This window comes from Erwinia billingiae Eb661, assembly GCF_000196615.1.
GTDB lineage: Bacteria > Pseudomonadota > Gammaproteobacteria > Enterobacterales > Enterobacteriaceae > Erwinia > Erwinia billingiae.
Window position 1 is genome coordinate 851,087 of the sequence record NC_014306.1, and the last position, 17,484, is coordinate 868,570.

The 17,484-nt window shown below is 56.0% G+C and carries 14 protein-coding genes; 13 read left to right on the forward strand and 1 reads right to left on the reverse strand.

The genetic code is table 11. The features are described from left to right. The gene (gene leuA / locus EBC_RS05170; protein ID WP_013200743.1) at positions 1-1,569 is read right to left on the reverse strand and encodes a 2-isopropylmalate synthase; all 1,569 of its coding nucleotides are present in this window, start codon (positions 1,567-1,569) and stop codon (positions 1-3) included. A gap of 885 nt (positions 1,570-2,454) precedes the next feature. On the opposite strand from leuA, the gene ilvI reads away from it, so the two are divergent. From ilvI to murG, 13 genes are all read left to right on the forward strand, one after another. Then, complete coding sequence (ilvI, locus tag EBC_RS05175; protein WP_013200744.1) at positions 2,455-4,179, forward strand: acetolactate synthase 3 large subunit; 1,725 nt, start codon at positions 2,455-2,457, stop codon at positions 4,177-4,179. A 2-nt stretch (positions 4,180-4,181) separates the two neighbouring features. Then, positions 4,182-4,673 (forward strand): acetolactate synthase small subunit, encoded by a 492-nt coding sequence (gene ilvN / locus EBC_RS05180; protein ID WP_013200745.1) that lies wholly within the window; start codon positions 4,182-4,184, stop codon positions 4,671-4,673. Positions 4,674-4,869: 196 nt separating this feature from the next. Further along, a complete protein-coding gene (gene cra / locus EBC_RS05185) occupies positions 4,870-5,880 on the forward strand; it encodes a catabolite repressor/activator (RefSeq protein ID WP_013200746.1) in 1,011 nt (336 codons plus the stop codon). 547 nt (positions 5,881-6,427) lie between these two features. Further along, positions 6,428-6,886: a division/cell wall cluster transcriptional repressor MraZ gene (mraZ, locus tag EBC_RS05190; protein ID WP_013200747.1), complete on the forward strand. Its 459-nt coding sequence runs from the start codon at positions 6,428-6,430 to the stop codon at positions 6,884-6,886. 2 nt (positions 6,887-6,888) lie between these two features. Next, positions 6,889-7,830 (forward strand): 16S rRNA (cytosine(1402)-N(4))-methyltransferase RsmH, encoded by a 942-nt coding sequence (rsmH, locus tag EBC_RS05195; protein ID WP_013200748.1) that lies wholly within the window; start codon positions 6,889-6,891, stop codon positions 7,828-7,830. Continuing rightward, entirely contained in the window at positions 7,827-8,147 is a 321-nt protein-coding gene (gene ftsL, locus EBC_RS05200; protein ID WP_013200749.1) for a cell division protein FtsL, read from the forward strand. Before rsmH ends, ftsL begins: the two co-directional genes overlap by 4 nt. Before the next feature lie 8 nt (positions 8,148-8,155). After that, on the forward strand, positions 8,156-9,925 hold the full coding sequence (locus tag EBC_RS05205; RefSeq protein WP_013200750.1) for a peptidoglycan glycosyltransferase FtsI: 1,770 nt from the start codon (positions 8,156-8,158) through the stop codon (positions 9,923-9,925). After that, positions 9,912-11,399, forward strand: a complete 1,488-nt coding sequence (gene murE / locus EBC_RS05210) for a UDP-N-acetylmuramoyl-L-alanyl-D-glutamate--2,6-diaminopimelate ligase (protein WP_041691904.1) — start codon at positions 9,912-9,914, stop codon at positions 11,397-11,399. The genes EBC_RS05205 and murE overlap by 14 nt, the downstream gene beginning before the upstream one ends. After that, positions 11,396-12,757, forward strand: coding sequence for a UDP-N-acetylmuramoyl-tripeptide--D-alanyl-D-alanine ligase (murF, locus tag EBC_RS05215; protein WP_013200752.1), 1,362 nt, complete (start codon positions 11,396-11,398; stop codon positions 12,755-12,757). The genes murE and murF overlap by 4 nt, the downstream gene beginning before the upstream one ends. Continuing rightward, the gene (mraY, locus tag EBC_RS05220; RefSeq protein ID WP_013200753.1) at positions 12,751-13,833 is read left to right on the forward strand and encodes a phospho-N-acetylmuramoyl-pentapeptide-transferase; all 1,083 of its coding nucleotides are present in this window, start codon (positions 12,751-12,753) and stop codon (positions 13,831-13,833) included. The genes murF and mraY overlap by 7 nt, the downstream gene beginning before the upstream one ends. Before the next feature lie 2 nt (positions 13,834-13,835). Further along, positions 13,836-15,152 carry a UDP-N-acetylmuramoyl-L-alanine--D-glutamate ligase gene (gene murD, locus EBC_RS05225; protein WP_013200754.1) on the forward strand — a complete coding sequence of 439 codons (1,317 nt, stop codon included), beginning with the start codon at positions 13,836-13,838 and terminating at the stop codon, positions 15,150-15,152. Next, positions 15,152-16,366 (forward strand): cell division protein FtsW, encoded by a 1,215-nt coding sequence (gene ftsW / locus EBC_RS05230; RefSeq protein WP_013200755.1) that lies wholly within the window; start codon positions 15,152-15,154, stop codon positions 16,364-16,366. Before murD ends, ftsW begins: the two co-directional genes overlap by 1 nt. After that, positions 16,363-17,421 (forward strand): undecaprenyldiphospho-muramoylpentapeptide beta-N-acetylglucosaminyltransferase, encoded by a 1,059-nt coding sequence (murG, locus tag EBC_RS05235; protein WP_013200756.1) that lies wholly within the window; start codon positions 16,363-16,365, stop codon positions 17,419-17,421. Before ftsW ends, murG begins: the two co-directional genes overlap by 4 nt. Positions 17,422-17,484: the final 63 nt, after the last annotated feature.

Genomic DNA, 17,484 nt, shown 5'->3' on the forward strand with positions numbered 1-17,484 from the left:
TTACACCACTTCCTTATGATCGGTTGTTTGAGATTTGCGCTGCAACTCTTGCTCAACCTGACGCGAGCGCCAGATGTTGTTCAGGGCATTGATCATCGCTTTCGCCGAAGACTCGACGATATCCGTTGCCAGACCGACGCCGTGGAATTTGCGATCGTTGTACTTCACCACGATATCCACCTGGCCCAGCGCATCTTTGCCATGGCCTTTTGCCGTGAGCTGATAGGAAACCAGCTCGGCATCGAAATCGGTAATGCGATTAACCGCCTGATAAACCGCGTCGACAGGACCGTTACCGGTTGCTGCTTCGGACTTCACGTCTTCACCGCAGGCCAGTTTGACCGACGCGGTCGCCATCACGCTGGAGCCTGACTGCACGCTGAAGTAATCCAGACGGAAATGTTCCGGCTCTTCGTTCTGCTTATTAATGAAGGCCAACGCTTCCAAATCGTAGTCGAAGACCTGGCCTTTCTTGTCAGCCAGCTTCAGGAACGCGTCGTACAGGTTATCCAGGTTGTAGTCGTTTTCTTTATAGCCCATCTCATCCATGCGGTGCTTCACGGCGGCACGGCCAGAACGGGAGGTCAGATTCAGCTGGATTTTATTCAGGCCGATAGATTCCGGGGTCATGATTTCGTAGTTTTCGCGGTTCTTCAGCACGCCATCCTGGTGGATACCGGAAGAGTGAGCGAAGGCACCGGTGCCGACGACCGCTTTGTTTGCCGGGATCGGCATATTACAAATCTGGCTGACCAGCTGGCTGGTACGGTAGATCTCATGGTGATGGATGTTGGTATTCACATTCATCAACTGGCTGCGGGTTTTGATCGCCATGATCACTTCTTCCAGCGCACAGTTACCGGCACGTTCGCCCAGACCGTTGATGGTGCCTTCAACCTGACGCGCACCGGCCTGAATGGCGGCAATGGCGTTGCCGGTGGCCATGCCCAAATCGTCATGGGTATGCACGGACAGAATGGCTTTATCAATGTTCGGCACGCGATTACGCAGCTGCGCGAAGATGTTGCTGTACTCTTCCGGCAGCGTGTAGCCCACGGTGTCCGGGATGTTGATGGTGGTGGCACCGGCGTTGATCGCCGCTTCCACGACGCGGCACAGATCGTCAATCGGCGTACGTCCGCCATCTTCACAGGAGAATTCCACGTCGTTGGTGTAGTTACGGGCGCGTTTCACCATGGTTACCGCACGCTCAATCACTTCGGGCAGCGTGCTGCGCAGCTTGGTGGCGATATGCATTGGCGAGGTGGCCAGGAAGGTATGGATGCGGTAAGCCTCGGCCACGCGCAGGGCTTCATAAGCGGCATCGATATCTTTTTCTACGCAGCGGGCGAGGGCGCAAACACGACTGTTTTTGATCTGACGCGCAATGGTCTGGACGGATTCAAAATCACCGGGGGAAGAAATTGGGAAACCCACTTCCATCACGTCCACACCCATGCGCTCCAGCGCCAGGGCGATCTGCAGCTTTTCTTTCACACTCAGGCTGGCCTGTAAGGCCTGTTCGCCATCACGCAGAGTGGTATCGAAAATAATAACTTGTTGGCTCATCGGGATATTCCTTGTCGTGTTTGCTTTACCAGTGCTACGAGCATAAAAAAACCCGCGCATCGGCGCGGGTTCTTTAGGTTTGTAAGCCTGAATCACTGATTCATTTCTTCGCCCACAAGTCTACCGCGCAATTGGGATGCGTTTAGTAGTAGACCGAGTAGGCGAGCGGTACGAATCATGTCTTCAGACCTCATAAATTTGCTGTTCCCTTATTGATACTTGATTTGCGGGGGCGATGTCAACCTTAGCCGTAAGGTTATAACGGCGGCAGCCAACGCGGCTCAGGAAAGATATTCTGAGGGGAAGCCCGTGAGCAGAACAAAAAGGAAGGCGGGCAAACAGGGATATTTTTCAACGGGAACTGCGGCTGGATTATTCGCGCCAAACTGGCCTTTAAAAAAGCGGTTAATCAATGGCTTGCATAGGAAAATCTTATGACTTACCCGGAGACTTATGCCGCTTCTCTTCAGCGAAATATGTTTGATAATTAAATGCTGGCAGCAGATAAAACTAAATTAGGCGCGATGTTTGAACAGGTGAGCTTGAATTAAGGCTGTGAACGTTTTGATAACAAAACGATCGCACTGCAAAAGAATTGCTCACCAGAACAAACCGCTTTTCTTTCAGCCTTTGGTCAGTGTATTTGTCGACAAGTCCCCATTAGCGGTAGTGCCTTGCGGACCTGGTATTCGTTAAAAGCCGTGCTTGCAGGTTTGCCTGCCAACTTTTCTACGGTTATGGTACGTCCATCAACGCATAAAAATAGCCAGGGATTCACCCTGTACCTGGATTCTGGAAATGATTTCCAGCGTCTTTGCATAAACACAGGTTTTGACCTTATCTGCCTATACGATAATTCAGCACCTTAAGAGCCTGGAGGCAAAAATGGAGATGTTGTCAGGAGCCGAGATGGTCGTCCGATCGTTGATCGATCAGGGCGTTAAACATGTATTCGGCTACCCCGGCGGGGCAGTACTTGATATCTATGATGCGCTACAAACCGTCGGCGGCATCGATCATATACTGGTTCGTCACGAGCAGGGCGCGGTGCACATGGCGGACGGCTACGCCCGTTCCACCGGTGAAGTGGGCGTGGTGCTGGTCACCTCCGGCCCAGGCGCGACCAATGCCATCACCGGCATCGCCACTGCTTATATGGATTCAATCCCATTAGTCGTGCTCTCCGGCCAGGTGCCTTCCTCACTGATTGGTTACGATGCTTTCCAGGAGTGCGACATGGTCGGGATTTCCCGCCCGGTGGTGAAGCACAGCTTTATGGTCAAGTCGGCTGAAGATATTCCGACCATCATGAAAAAGGCATTCTGGCTGGCTGCCAGCGGACGTCCTGGTCCGGTGGTGATCGATCTGCCGAAAGACATGATGAACCCGGCGAACAAATTACCGTATGTCTGGCCAGATGAAGTCAGCATGCGCTCATACAACCCGACCACTCAGGGACACAAAGGCCAGATTAAGCGCGCCTTGCAGACCCTGCTGGCGGCGAAACAGCCTGTGATCTATGCCGGCGGCGGCGTAATCAATTCCGCGTGTGATGATGAGCTTCGTCAGATCGCCGAAAAACTTAACCTGCCGGTCACCTGTTCGCTGATGGGCCTGGGCGCCTTCCCCGGCACCCATCGCCAGAGCGTCGGCATGTTGGGTATGCACGGTACTTATGAAGCCAATATGACCATGCATAACGCTGACGTAATCTTCGCCGTCGGCGTGCGCTTTGATGACCGCACCACCAACAATCTGGCGAAATACTGCCCGAATGCTACCGTGCTGCATATCGACATCGATCCGACGTCAATTTCCAAGACTGTGCCGGCAGATGTGCCGATCGTCGGCGATGCTAAGCAGGTGCTGACGCAGATGCTTGAGCTGCTGGAACAGGGTGACAAGCAGCAGGATTTCGACAGTCTTCGCGACTGGTGGCAGAGCATCGATCAGTGGCGTTCCCGTCAGTGTCTGGAGTTCGATCGTAAGAGTGAGCAGATTAAACCTCAGGCGGTTATCGAAACCATCTGCCGTCTGACCCATGGTGAAGCCTATGTCACCTCCGACGTGGGTCAGCACCAGATGTTTGCCGCGCTCTATTATCAATTCGACAAACCGCGTCGTTGGATCAACTCCGGTGGCCTCGGCACGATGGGCTTCGGCCTGCCCGCTGCGCTGGGCGTCAAGCTGGCGGTACCGGAAGCCACGGTGGTGTGCGTCACCGGCGACGGCAGTATCCAGATGAACATTCAGGAACTGTCCACCGCGCTGCAGTACGATCTGCCGGTGCTGGTGCTGAGCCTCAACAACCGCGTGCTGGGTATGGTGAAACAGTGGCAGGACATGATCTACTCTGGCCGTCACTCACAGTCTTATATGGAATCTTTGCCTGACTTTGTGAAACTGGCAGAAGCTTATGGCCACGTCGGCATCAATATCAGCCGTCCGGAGGATCTGGAAGCCAAGCTGACTCAGGCACTGGAAGAGTTAGGTAAAGGGCGTCTGGTGTTTGTCGATGTTAACGTCGATGGCACTGAGCACGTCTACCCGATGCATATCCGCGGCGGGGGAATGGACGAAATGTGGCTTAGCAAAACGGAGAGGACTTAATTATGCGTCGTGTTTTATCAGTACTGCTGGAAAACGAATCCGGCGCATTGTCCCGCGTGGTTGGCCTGTTCTCCCAGCGTGGCTACAACATTGAAAGCCTGACCGTGGCACCGACCGATGACCCAACGCTTTCGCGCATGACCATTCAGACCGTGGGTGATGCCAAGGTGTTGGAACAGATCGAAAAGCAGCTGCACAAGCTGGTGGACGTGCTGCGCGTGACGGAATTAGGTCAGGGCGCTTACGTCGAACGTGAAGTGATGTTGGTGAAAGTTCAGGCTACCGGTTACGGCCGCGAAGAAGTGAAACGCAGCGCTGAGATCTTCCGTGGCCAGATTGTGGATGTGACGCCTTCGCTTTATACGGTTCAGCTTACCGGCACCAGCGATAAGCTGGATGCGTTCCTCAACACCGTGCGCGAAGTGGCGGAAATTGTTGAAGTCGCCCGCTCCGGTATCGTCGGCGTTTCTCGTGGTGACCGCATTATGCGTTAATCACGCCCGGTGATTATCGCTCTTTTCTGCTAACCCAGCGTAATGCTGGGTTTTTTATTTTTTGTCTGAAAGCTAACGCACAGAAGTAAAAGCGGTTGCTCGCTAAACTGTTCTGCTGTTAGATGTAACAAATCTCTTATCCATAGCCGGGACGTGGCTATTTTCTGCGCCGTCACGGTGCTAGCGTGGGGTTATTGTGAAACTGGATGAAATTGCGCGCCTGGCCGGTGTTTCGCGCACGACTGCCAGCTATGTTATTAACGGCAAAGCTAAGCAGTATCGTGTCAGCGACAAAACCGTCGAAAAGGTCATGGCAGTCGTGCGCGAGCATAATTACCATCCCAACGCGGTGGCTGCCGGGCTCCGTGCGGGGCGTACGCGGTCGATAGGGCTGGTTATTCCTGATTTGGAGAATACCAGCTACACGCGTATTGCGAATTACCTTGAACGACAGGCGCGTCAGCGCGGCTACCAACTGCTGATTGCCTGTTCTGAAGATCAGCCCGATAACGAAATGCGCTGCGTGGAGCATCTGTTGCAGCGTCAGGTTGATGCGATCATCGTCTCAACGTCGTTACCACCGGAACATCCTTTCTATCAGCGCTGGATCAACGATCCCTTACCGATCATCGCCCTTGACCGTGCGCTGGATCGCGAGCACTTCACCAGCGTGGTCGGTGCCGATCAGGACGACGCCGAAATGCTGGCGGCGGAATTGCGCAAGCAACCGGTCGAATCGATTCTGTTTATGGGGGCCTTACCTGAGTTATCCGTCAGCTTCCTGCGCGAGATGGGTTTCCGGGATGCCTGGAAAGGGGACGAACGCACCATCGACTTTATCTACGCCAACAGCTTTGAACGGACCGCGGCAGCCGCGCTGTTCGAGAAGTGGCTGGAGACGCACGATATGCCCGATGCGCTGTTTACCACTTCCTTCGGCCTGTTGCAGGGCGTGATGGACGTGACGCTGAAACGTGAGGGACGTCTGCCAAGCAATCTGGCGATTGCCACCTTCGGCGATCATGAGCTGCTGGATTTCCTCGATTGTCCGGTGCTGGCGGTCGGCCAGCGTCACCGGGATGTGGCCGAACGGGTGCTTGAGCTGGTGCTGGCGAGTCTGGATGAACCGCGAAAACCGAAGCCAGGATTAACGCGAATCCGGCGTAATCTTTATCGGCGGGGCAGGTTAAGCCGTAAAGCGAGTTAACATTTCCACATAAAAAGGCAGCCTGACTGCCTTTTTTCTTTTTGATTGCCTGGCAAAAATCAGCCTGCGTTAACAACTGCTAAATTGTCGTGAGTTTTCTGTGACCAGGATTCACGTAAATAAAAGTAAAGGCGAATCAGTCCGCCGCTTATCATTTATCTAAATCTTCCTGATTATTAAAAATTTAGGACAAACCAGTCGACAGAAGCTCAGGCGCAGCGCGACTGAGGTAGGAATCTCTTAGGATATACCCTAAAATGCCGTCCATGTCGCAAAGTTGAGGGTGAGGAATTTACGGCGTAGAACTGGCATATTTTTGAACAATCTAATTTTACCGCAGAATTTCCTGCCACTATTCATTAGTTTATTTTTAAATTCCTGACCAGACCGCGTTCTTTTTAACTCCCTCCAGTTTTAACTGGCTCAGAAATAATTCTCTCCAACCTCTGCTGCGCCTTGACAATGTTTTCCTTCGCTCCGTAAACTCCTTTGGTGGGAAATTGTGGTGTAAAGTGGTGAACAGGGGTAACTGGAGGGTGAGGCTGGCATGTTCCGTGGGGCAACGTTAGTCAATCTCGACAGCAAGGGACGGCTCGCCGTACCCACGCGCTATCGCGAAACGCTGATCGGGGAATCACAAGGGCAAATGGTTTGTACCATTGACCTTCACCAGGCATGCCTGCTGCTTTATACCCTGCCCGAATGGGAAATTATTGAACGTAAACTGGCCCGCTTATCGAGCATGAACCCGGCCGAACGCCGCGTACAGCGCCTGTTACTGGGACATGCCAGCGAGTGTCAGATGGATAATGCAGGTCGTTTGCTGGTAGCCACAACGCTACGTCAGCATGCGAATTTGACCAAAGAAGTGATGCTGGTTGGACAGTTCAACAAGTTTGAGCTGTGGGATGAACAGACCTGGTATCAACAAGTCAGGGAGGATATTGACGCAGAGCAGTCGACTCAGGAACCGTTATCTGAGCGTTTGCAGGATTTGTCACTATAGCTATGCAGGATAATTTCAAACATACCACGGTGCTGTTAGATGAGGCGGTAAATGGCCTCAACATTAAATCTGACGGCATTTATCTCGATGGCACCTTTGGACGAGGTGGACATTCGCGCCTGATCCTCTCTCAACTGGGAGAGCACGGTCGTCTCTATGCCATAGACCGCGATCCGCAGGCGATTGCCGCCGCCGCAGAGATCACTGACCCACGTTTCCAGATCATCCATGGCCCTTTTTCCGCGCTGGCAGACTATGCCGACGAACTCGGCCTGACCGGCAAGATCGACGGCATTCTGCTGGATCTTGGCGTGTCATCGCCGCAGCTGGATGATGCCGAACGCGGGTTCTCCTTTATGCGTGATGGACCGCTGGATATGCGCATGGATCCCACCAAAGGACAGTCGGCTTCGCAGTGGTTACTGCAGGCTGAAGAGAGCGATATTGCTTTTGTGCTGAAGACCTTTGGCGAAGAACGTTTTGCCAAGCGTATTGCCCGCGCCATCGTTGAACGCAACCGCGAACAGCCGATGACGCGCACCAAAGAGCTGGCGGATGTGATCTACGCCGCCACGCCAGTGAAAGACAAGTTTAAGCACCCGGCGACCCGCAGCTTCCAGGCGATCCGCATTTGGGTCAACAGCGAGCTGGAAGAGATTGAGCAGGCCTTGAAAGGCGCGCTGACGGCTCTGGCACCGGAAGGTCGTTTATCGGTGATCAGCTTCCATTCACTGGAAGACCGTATCGTTAAACGCTTTATGCGCGAGCAGAGTCGCGGACCTCAGGTCCCCGCCGGGATCCCGATGACCGAAGCGCAGCTGGCTAAGCTGGGTGGGCGCCACCTCAAAGCCTTCGGCAAAATGATGCCGGGTGACGAGGAAGTGAAAGAGAATCCACGCGCCCGCAGTTCTGTCTTACGCGTCGCAGAGAGGACGGCGTCATGATTGGCAACGAGCGACACAGCTTACCGGGCGTGATCGGCGGCGATATCCTTCGCCACGGTAAAATCCCGGTGATCCTCGCTGTCGCTGTGTTGATCTCAGCGGTGTTAGTGGTGACCACGGCGCATAAAACGCGCCTGCTCACCGCACAGCGCGAACAGTTAGTGCTGGAGCGGGACGCGCTGGATATCGAATGGCGCAACCTGATCCTGGAAGAGAATGCCCTCGGTGATCACAGCCGGGTTGAGAGGACGGCAACGGAAAAACTGCAAATGCAGCATGTCGATCCATCGCAGGAAAACATCGTGGTACAACCTTAAGGGACTGAATGAAAGCCGCAAGCAACAAGAAGGTTAAACGCAGCGAGAATCCGGCCAGCTTTGTAAGCTGGCGTTTTGCGTTGTTGTGCGGCTGCATTTTCCTTGGTTTGGTCTTCCTGCTCTCCCGTGTGGCTTATCTGCAGGTGATCAACCCGGACAAACTGGTGCGCGAAGGCGATATGCGTTCGCTTCGCGTGCAGGCGGTGCCAACGTCTCGCGGCATGATTACCGACCGCGCCGGACGCCCTCTGGCGGTCAGCGTGCCGGTCAATGCTATCTGGGCTGACCCGAAAGAACTTCACGATAAGGGCGGTATTACTCTTGATAGCCGCTGGAAAGCGCTGTCGGATGCCCTGTCCATTCCGCTGGACCAGCTTGCCGCCCGAGTCAACGCCAATCCGAAAGGCCGCTTCGTCTATCTGGCGCGCCAGGTCAATCCTGCCATTGGCGATTACATCAAAAAACTGAAGCTGCCCGGCATCTTCCTGCGCGAAGAGTCACGCCGTTACTATCCGGCAGGCCAGGTCACCTCGCACCTGATCGGTTTTACCAATATTGATGGCCAGGGGATTGAGGGCGTTGAGAAAAGCTTCGATAAATGGCTGACCGGCCAACCGGGTGAGCGAACGGTGCGTAAAGACCGTCACGGCCGCGTGATTGAAGACATCTCCTCGGTCGACAGTCGTGCTGCGCATAATCTCGCGCTGAGCATCGACGAACGTTTACAGGCGCTGGTCTATCGCGAACTCAACAACGCGGTGGCCTTCAATAAAGCCGAGTCCGGCACCGCAGTGCTGGTTGATGTCAACACCGGCGAAGTGCTGGCAATGGCGAACAGCCCGGCTTACAACCCCAATAATCTCACTGGCACCACCAAAGACGTGATGCGTAACCGCGCCATCACCGACATCTTTGAACCGGGTTCTACCGTGAAACCGATGGTGGTGATGACCGCGCTGCAACGTGGCGTGGTGAAAGAAAACAGCGTGCTGAATACCGTTCCGTATCGCGTCAATGGCCATGAAATCAAAGACGTGGCGCGCTACAACGAACTGACCCTGACCGGGGTTCTGCAGAAATCGAGTAACGTCGGTGTTTCAAAGCTGGCGTTAGCGATGCCATCCTCAGCGTTAGTAGATACTTACGCACGCTTTGGATTGGGTAAGGCGACCAATTTGGGGTTGGTCGGAGAAAGCAGTGGCTTATATCCTCAAAAACAACGGTGGTCTGACATAGAGAGGGCCACCTTCTCTTTCGGCTACGGGCTAATGGTAACGCCGTTACAGTTAGCGCGAGTCTACTCAACGATTGGCAGTTATGGCGTTCTGCGCCCGCTGTCTATTACCAAAGTTGATCCGCCGGTGGCGGGTGAACGCGTCTTCCCTGAAGAGCTGGTCCGCACCGTCATGCATATGATGGAGAGCGTTGCTCTGCCGGGCGGCGGCGGCGTGAAGGCCGCCATCAAGGGCTATCGTATCGCCATTAAAACGGGTACCGCGAAGAAAGTCGGGCCGGATGGCGGATACGTTAACAAGTACATCGCTTATACCGCAGGTGTTGCACCTGCAAGCCGTCCTCGTTTTGCGCTGGTTGTGGTGATTAACGATCCACAGGGTGGCAAATATTACGGTGGTGCAGTTTCTGCACCGGTGTTTGGCGCGATCATGGGCGGCGTACTGCGCACCATGAATATTGAACCGGATGCGCTGCCACCGACACCGACGGAAAAAACCGAGATGGTAGAGAACAGAAGAGAGGGATCCAGTGACCGATCGTAGTTTGCGCGACTTACTGGCCCCGTGGGTGCCTGGAGCACCTGAGCGGGCGCTGCATGAAATGATCCTGGACAGCCGCGAGGCTGCGTCCGGCGATCTGTTCGTCGCGATTAAAGGTCATGCGGCCGATGGTCGCCGCTTTATTCCACAAGCTATCGCCCAGGGCGTTGCCGCAGTGATAGCCGATGCAGAGGGTGAAGCTGAAGATGGCGACATCACCGAAATGCACGGCGTGCCGGTGATTTATCTCGCACAGCTTTCGCAGCGTTTATCGGCGCTGGCCGGACGCTTCTACCAGCAGCCGGGCGATAAGCTCCGTCTGATTGGTGTGACCGGCACCAACGGTAAGACCACGACGACGCAACTGCTGGCGCAATGGGGCCAGTTACTGGGTGAAACCGGGGCGGTGATGGGTACCGTGGGCAATGGCCTGTACGGCCATCTTGTTCCGGCAGAAAACACCACCGGTTCTGCGGTTGAGGTTCAGCAAACGTTGCACTCACTGGTTGAGCAGGGCGCGACGCTGGCGGCGATGGAGATCTCTTCGCACGGTCTGGTACAGCATCGCGTTGCGGCACTGCCTTTCGCCGCGGCCGCTTTCACCAATCTGAGCCGTGACCACCTTGATTATCATGGTGATATGGCGCGCTACGAAGCCGCGAAATGGCTGCTGTTCTCTGAACATCAGGTCGGCCAGATCATCGTCAATGCCGATGATGAAGTCGGTCGCCGCTGGTTGCAGAAGCTGCCGGATGCGGTCGCGGTCACCATGGAAGACAACATTGATCCCGGCTGCCATGGCCGCTGGCTGCAGGCGACAGAAGTCGATTACCACGACAACGGCGCTAAAATCCGCTTCGATTCCAGCTGGGGCGAAGGGGAAATTGAGAGCCGCCTGATGGGCGCGTTCAACGTCAGTAACCTGCTGGTGGCGTTAGGCACGCTGCTGGCGCTGGGTTATCCGCTGGATTCGCTGATTGCCACCGGCAATCAACTGCAGCCGGTGACGGGCCGTATGGAAGTGTTTAGTGCACCAGGCAAGCCGACGGTGGTGGTGGATTATGCCCACACGCCGGATGCATTGGAAAAGGCGCTGGAAGCTGCGCGTTTGCACTGTACAGGCAAACTGTGGTGCGTCTTTGGCTGCGGCGGCGATCGTGACAAAGGTAAGCGCCCACTTATGGGTGCTATCGCCGAGCAATTCTCTGACGTGGTGGTGATCACCGATGACAATCCGCGCAGCGAAGATCCGGCAGCAATCGTCGCCGATATTCTGAGCGGGCTGCTGGATGCCGGTCGCGCCCGCGTTATGCCAGGGCGTGCGCAAGCGGTCACTAACACGGTGATGCAGGCGCAGGAAGGCGATATCGTGCTGGTGGCCGGTAAAGGCCACGAAGATTATCAGATAGTTGGCAACCGCCGACTGGACTACTCAGACCGCATTACGGTCGCCCGTCTGCTGGGAGTGATCGCATGATTACACTGACTCTGCAAAAGCTGGCCGACTTAACTGGCGGCAAACTGTTCGGTGGTGACCTGTCCGTCGATCAAGTCACCACTGATACTCGCAAAGTCAGCGCGGGTTGCCTGTTCATCGCCCTACAGGGTGAACGTTTTGATGCCCATGACTTTGTGGGTGAGGCGATGGCAGCCGGTGCATCCGCACTTCTGGTTAGTAAGCACGTAACTGTGGCTGTGCCTCAGGTCGTGGTGGCTGATACCCGCATCGCGCTGGGTCAGCTGGCCGGCTGGGTGCGTCAGCAATCCACCGCGCGCGTGGTAGCTCTGACCGGATCCTCAGGTAAAACCTCGGTGAAAGAGATGACGGCCGCCATTCTTCGTGAATGTGGCGAGACGCTCTATACCGCAGGAAACCTGAATAATGATATTGGGGTGCCCCTGACCCTGTTGCGCCTGAATGCCTCGCATCAATATGCAGTCGTCGAGCTGGGTGCCAATCACCAGGGCGAAATTGCCTACACCACAGAAATTACCCGTCCAGAAACGGCGTTGGTGAATAACCTGGCGGCCGCGCATCTGGAAGGATTTGGATCGCTGGCGGGTGTGGCTAAAGCCAAAGGCGAAATTTTCCAGGGATTGCCAATCAACGGCACGGCGATCCTCAATGCAGACAGCAATGACTGGCCGCACTGGCAGCATTCCCTGCACAGCAAAACGGTCTGGCGTTTTTCCTCCGCGCCGCAAGCTGACAGCGACTTCTCCGCGACCGACGTTAAGGTCACCAGCAGCGGTACGCACTTCGTGATGATCACGCCTGCTGGCAGCATCGCCATTCAGCTCCCGCTGCCGGGACGCCACAATATTGCCAATGCGCTGGCCGCTGCGGCACTGGCATTGTCGGTCGATGCCCCATTAAGCGCTATCCAGAAGGGATTAAGCCATCTTCAGGCCGTACCGGGACGTTTATATCCGGTAGCGCTGGCTGAGAACAAACTGCTGCTGGATGACAGTTACAACGCCAACGTCGGTTCAATGACGGCTGCCGCACAGGTGCTGTCCGAGATGCCGGGTTACCGCGTGATGGTGGTAGGCGATATGGGCGAGCTGGGCGATGAGGCAGAAGAGTGCCACCGCGAAGTGGGCGAAGCCGCACGGCTGGCAGGAATCGATAAAGTTCTGAGCGTTGGCAAGATGAGTCACCTTATCAGTGAAGCCAGCGGCGCAGGAGAGCATTTACAAGACAAGGCGGCCGTTACGGCACGTCTGCAGACGCTGCTCGCTGAGCATGACGTCATCACTATTTTAGTCAAAGGTTCGCGTAGTGCCGCCATGGAGCAGGTAGTACAGAGCTTACAGGAGAAAGGAACATGCTAGTCTGGCTGGCCGAACATTTGGTCACTTTTTATTCTGGCTTCAACGTCTTTTCCTATCTGACGTTTCGCGCCATTGTCAGCCTGCTGACCGCCCTGTTTATCTCTTTGTGGATGGGGCCGAAAATGATCGCCCGTCTGCAGGAAATGTCCTTTGGCCAGGTCGTCCGTAACGACGGTCCGGAATCACACTTCAGCAAACGCGGCACGCCGACGATGGGCGGGGTGATGATCCTGTTTTCCATCACCGTATCCGTGCTGATGTGGGCTTATCCTTCTAATCCGTACGTTTGGTGCGTGCTGGTGGTATTAGTCGGCTTCGGCATCATCGGATTTGTCGACGACTACCGCAAAGTGGTGCGTAAAGACACCAAAGGGCTGATCGCCCGCTGGAAATACTTCTGGATGTCGGTGATCTCGCTGGGTGTCGCCTTCGGGTTGTACATCGCCGGTAAAGGGACGCCAGCCACTGAGTTAGTGGTGCCGTTCTTCAAAGACATCATGCCGCAGCTGGGCCTGTTCTATGTGGTGCTGGCGTACTTCGTGATTGTCGGCACCGGCAACGCCGTTAACCTGACCGATGGCCTCGATGGCCTGGCCATTATGCCGACCGTGTTTGTCGCCGCCGGTTTTGCGCTGGTCGCCTGGGCAACGGGTAACGTCAAGTTTGCTGAATACCTGCACATTCCCTATCTGCGCCATGCCGGCGAGCTGGTGATCGTTTGTACGGCGATCGTCGGAGCCGGTCTGGGTTTCCTGTGGTTCAACACCTATCCGGCGCAGGTCTTTATGGGCGATGTCGGCTCTCTGGCGTTGGGCGGCGCGCTGGGCACCATTGCCGTGCTGCTGCGTCAGGAATTCCTGCTGGTGATCATGGGCGGCGTGTTCGTGGTTGAAACCCTGTCGGTGATCCTGCAGGTGGGTTCCTTCAAATTACGCGGTCAGCGCATTTTCCGTATGGCGCCGATCCACCACCATTACGAACTTAAAGGCTGGCCGGAACCGCGCGTGATTGTGCGCTTTTGGATTATTTCTCTGATGCTGGTGCTGATTGGCCTGGCAACACTGAAGGTGCGGTAACAATGGCTGACTATCAGGGTAAAAAAGTGGTCATTATCGGGTTGGGCCTGACCGGGCTCTCCTGTGTTGATTTCTTTTTAGCGCGCGGCGTGACGCCACGCGTGATGGATACCCGTGTCGCCCCGCCGGGCCTCGATAAACTGCCCGCCAGCGTTGAGCGCTGGTTGGGTTCGCTGAATGACAGCTGGTTGCAGGCCGCTGATTTGATCGTTGCCAGCCCGGGTATGGCGTTGGCGCATCCGTCGTTAATGGATGCCGCGCAAGCGGGTGTGGAAATCGTCGGGGATATCGAGCTGTTCTGCCGTGAAGCCCAGGCGCCGATCGTGGCGATCACCGGCTCCAATGGCAAAAGCACCGTGACCACCTTAGTGGGCGATATGGCGAAGGCGGCCGGGTGGCAGGTTGGCGTGGGAGGCAATATTGGTTTGCCTGCGCTGATGCTGCTGGAGCAACCGGCTCAACTGTATGTGCTGGAGCTGTCGAGCTTCCAGCTGGAAACAACCGCCAGCCTGAAGGCCGCCGCGGCAACGATCCTCAATGTTACTGAAGATCATATGGATCGCTATCCGTTAGGCATGCAGCAGTACCGTGCCGCCAAACTGCGCGTCTATGAAAACGCTGCCGTCTGCGTGGTCAACGCCGATGATGCGATGACCTTCCCGGTCCGTGGACTGGATGCGCGCTGCGTCAGCTTTGGCATCAACGCCGGCGATTATCACCTCGCAACGGAATCTGGCGAGAGCTGGCTGAACGTGAAGGGTGACAACCTGATGAAAACCAGCGACATGACGCTGGTTGGACAGCATAACCAGACCAATGCGCTGGCTGCGCTGGCACTGGCTGAGGCCGTTGGTCTGCCGCTGGCATCCAGCCTGAAAGCCTTAACCACCTTTAGCGGGCTGGCGCACCGCTTCCAGATTGCGTTGGATCGTAACGGCGTGCGCTGGATTAACGACTCTAAAGCCACCAACGTCGGCAGTACCGAAGCGGCGTTGAACGGACTGCAGGTGCAGGGCACCTTGTGGCTGCTGCTGGGTGGCGATGGCAAGTCGGCTGATTTCAGCCCGCTGACCCGCTACCTGCAGGGCGATAACGTCCGCACTTACTGCTTTGGTCGTGATGCGCAAGCGCTGGCTGAACTGCGTCCTGAAATCGCCGTACGCACAGAAACGCTGGCAGACGCGATGAAGCAGATCGCCACGCAGGTCAAGCCGGGCGATATGGTGCTGCTTTCCCCAGCCTGCGCCAGCCTGGACCAGTTTAAAAACTTCGAGCGGCGCGGCGACGCGTTCACTCAACTGGCAAAGGAGCTTGGCTGATGCGTTTACCAGGATTAAGCCTTGCCGGTGGCGTCACGAATCGTCTGAAAGATTGGGTGATGGGCCCACGCGAGAGCGACGCCAGCTCGATGGTTCTTTATGATCGCACGCTGCTGTGGCTGACCATCGGTCTGGCGATCATTGGGTTTGTGATGGTGACCTCGGCATCAATGCCGGTCGGTCAGCGTTTGTCTGACGATCCGTTCTACTTTGCCAAGCGTGATGCGTTCTATATTGCGCTGGCGGTCGGCATGGCGCTGGTAACGCTGCGCGTGCCGATGGATTTCTGGCAGCGTTACAGCAACATCATGCTGCTGGTGACGGTGGTGATGCTGTTAGTGGTGCTGGTGGTGGGCAGCTCGGTCAACGGCGCCTCACGCTGGATTGCATTGGGTCCGCTGCGTATTCAGCCCGCAGAGCTCTCCAAGCTGTCGTTATTCTGCTACCTGGCAAGCTATCTGGTGCGCAAGGTGGAAGAGGTGCGTAACAACTTCTGGGGCTTCTGTAAGCCGATGGGCGTGATGGTGGTGCTGGCGGTGTTACTGCTGGCTCAGCCTGACCTGGGTACGGTGGTGGTGCTCTTCGTCACCACGCTGGCGATGCTGTTCCTCGCCGGAGCCAAACTCTGGCAGTTCCTGGCGATCATCGGCTCCGGTATTTTCGCGGTTTGCCTGCTGATTGTGGCCGAACCGTACCGTATGCGCCGCGTCACGTCCTTCTGGAATCCCTGGGAAGATCCGTTCGGCAGTGGCTACCAGCTGACCCAGTCTCTGATGGCTTTTGGTCGTGGGGAATTCTGGGGCCAGGGGCTGGGAAATTCAGTGCAGAAACTGGAATATCTGCCGGAGGCACATACCGATTTTATCTTCTCCATAATCGGTGAGGAACTGGGTTATATCGGTGTGGTTTTAGCCCTGTTAATGGTATTCTTCGTCGCTTTTCGCGCGATGTCCATTGGTCGTCGTGCGCTTGAGCTTGACCAGCGTTTTTCCGGCTTCCTTGGGTGCTCGATTGGCGTGTGGTTCAGCTTCCAGGCGCTGGTTAACGTTGGCGCTGCAGCGGGCATGTTACCGACCAAAGGTCTGACGTTGCCGCTGATCAGTTACGGTGGTTCGAGTCTGATCATCATGTCGACTGCCATCGTGTTTTTGTTACGTATTGATTATGAAACGCGTCTGGCAAAAGCGCAGGCGTTTACGCGGGGTAGTCGATGAAAGGGAAGCGACTGATGGTCATGGCTGGCGGAACCGGTGGGCACGTTTTCCCCGGGCTGGCGGTTGCGCATCATCTGATGGATCAGGGCTGGCAGGTTCGCTGGTTGGGCACGGCGGATCGTATGGAAGCCGATTTGGTTCCTAAGCACGGCATCGACATCGATTTTATCCGGATCTCCGGCCTGCGCGGTAAAGGCCTGAAGGCGCAGCTCACCGCGCCACTGCGTATTTTCAACGCGGTGCGTCAGGCCAGAGCCATCATGAAGGCCTACAAGCCGGATGTGGTACTGGGGATGGGCGGCTACGTTTCCGGTCCGGGTGGCTTAGCGGCCTGGAGCTGCGGCATCCCGGTGGTGCTGCATGAGCAGAACGGTATTGCCGGCCTGACCAACAAATGGCTGGCGAAAATTGCCAAAAAGGTGATGCAGGCATTCCCCGGCGCATTCCCCAATGCGGACGTTGTTGGCAACCCGGTGCGGACCGATGTGCTGGCGCTGCCGTTACCGGCTGAACGTCTGGCCAACCGCAGCGGCCCGATCCGCGTGCTGATCATCGGCGGAAGCCAGGGCGCGCGGGTGCTGAACCAGACCATGCCTCAGGTTGCGGCGCTGTTGGGTGACTCAGTTACCCTCTGGCACCAGGTAGGGAAGGGCGCTTTGGAAGGCGTGAATCAGGTTTATGAGCAGTTGAACCTGACGCAGCATAAAGTCACCGAATTTATCGACGATATGGCTGCGGCCTACGCCTGGGCAGACGTCGTCGTTTGCCGTTCAGGTGCGCTGACGGTCAGTGAAGTCGCCGCCGCAGGCTTACCGGCGATTTTTGTACCGTTTCAGCATAAAGACCGCCAGCAGTACTGGAATGCGATACCGCTGGAGCAGGCGGGCGCCGCCAAAATTTATGAACAGCCGCAGTTTACTGCGGAGGGTGTGGCAGACACGCTGGCCCGTTGGGATCGACCGACTTTACTGCAAATGGCAGAAAAAGCGCGTGCCGTAGCGATCCCCGATGCGACCGACCGGGTTGCAGCGGAAGTCAGTAAAGCTGCGCTTTAACAGAATTTCAGGCCCGGAGCATTCCGGTCCGCAACACGATACTGAAAGGTAGCGACAGGCAGA

Coding starts and splice junctions, on each gene's coding strand:
- leuA (WP_013200743.1), bottom strand. CDS start 1,569: ATGAGCCAACAAGTTATTATTTTCGATACCACTCTGCGTGATGGCGAA.
- ilvI (WP_013200744.1), top strand. CDS start 2,455: ATGGAGATGTTGTCAGGAGCCGAGATGGTCGTCCGATCGTTGATCGAT.
- murG (WP_013200756.1), top strand. CDS start 16,363: ATGAAAGGGAAGCGACTGATGGTCATGGCTGGCGGAACCGGTGGGCAC.
- EBC_RS05205 (WP_013200750.1), top strand. CDS start 8,156: ATGAAAGCCGCAAGCAACAAGAAGGTTAAACGCAGCGAGAATCCGGCC.
- murD (WP_013200754.1), top strand. CDS start 13,836: ATGGCTGACTATCAGGGTAAAAAAGTGGTCATTATCGGGTTGGGCCTG.
- rsmH (WP_013200748.1), top strand. CDS start 6,889: ATGCAGGATAATTTCAAACATACCACGGTGCTGTTAGATGAGGCGGTA.
- ilvN (WP_013200745.1), top strand. CDS start 4,182: ATGCGTCGTGTTTTATCAGTACTGCTGGAAAACGAATCCGGCGCATTG.
- mraZ (WP_013200747.1), top strand. CDS start 6,428: ATGTTCCGTGGGGCAACGTTAGTCAATCTCGACAGCAAGGGACGGCTC.
- murF (WP_013200752.1), top strand. CDS start 11,396: ATGATTACACTGACTCTGCAAAAGCTGGCCGACTTAACTGGCGGCAAA.
- mraY (WP_013200753.1), top strand. CDS start 12,751: ATGCTAGTCTGGCTGGCCGAACATTTGGTCACTTTTTATTCTGGCTTC.
- ftsW (WP_013200755.1), top strand. CDS start 15,152: ATGCGTTTACCAGGATTAAGCCTTGCCGGTGGCGTCACGAATCGTCTG.
- ftsL (WP_013200749.1), top strand. CDS start 7,827: ATGATTGGCAACGAGCGACACAGCTTACCGGGCGTGATCGGCGGCGAT.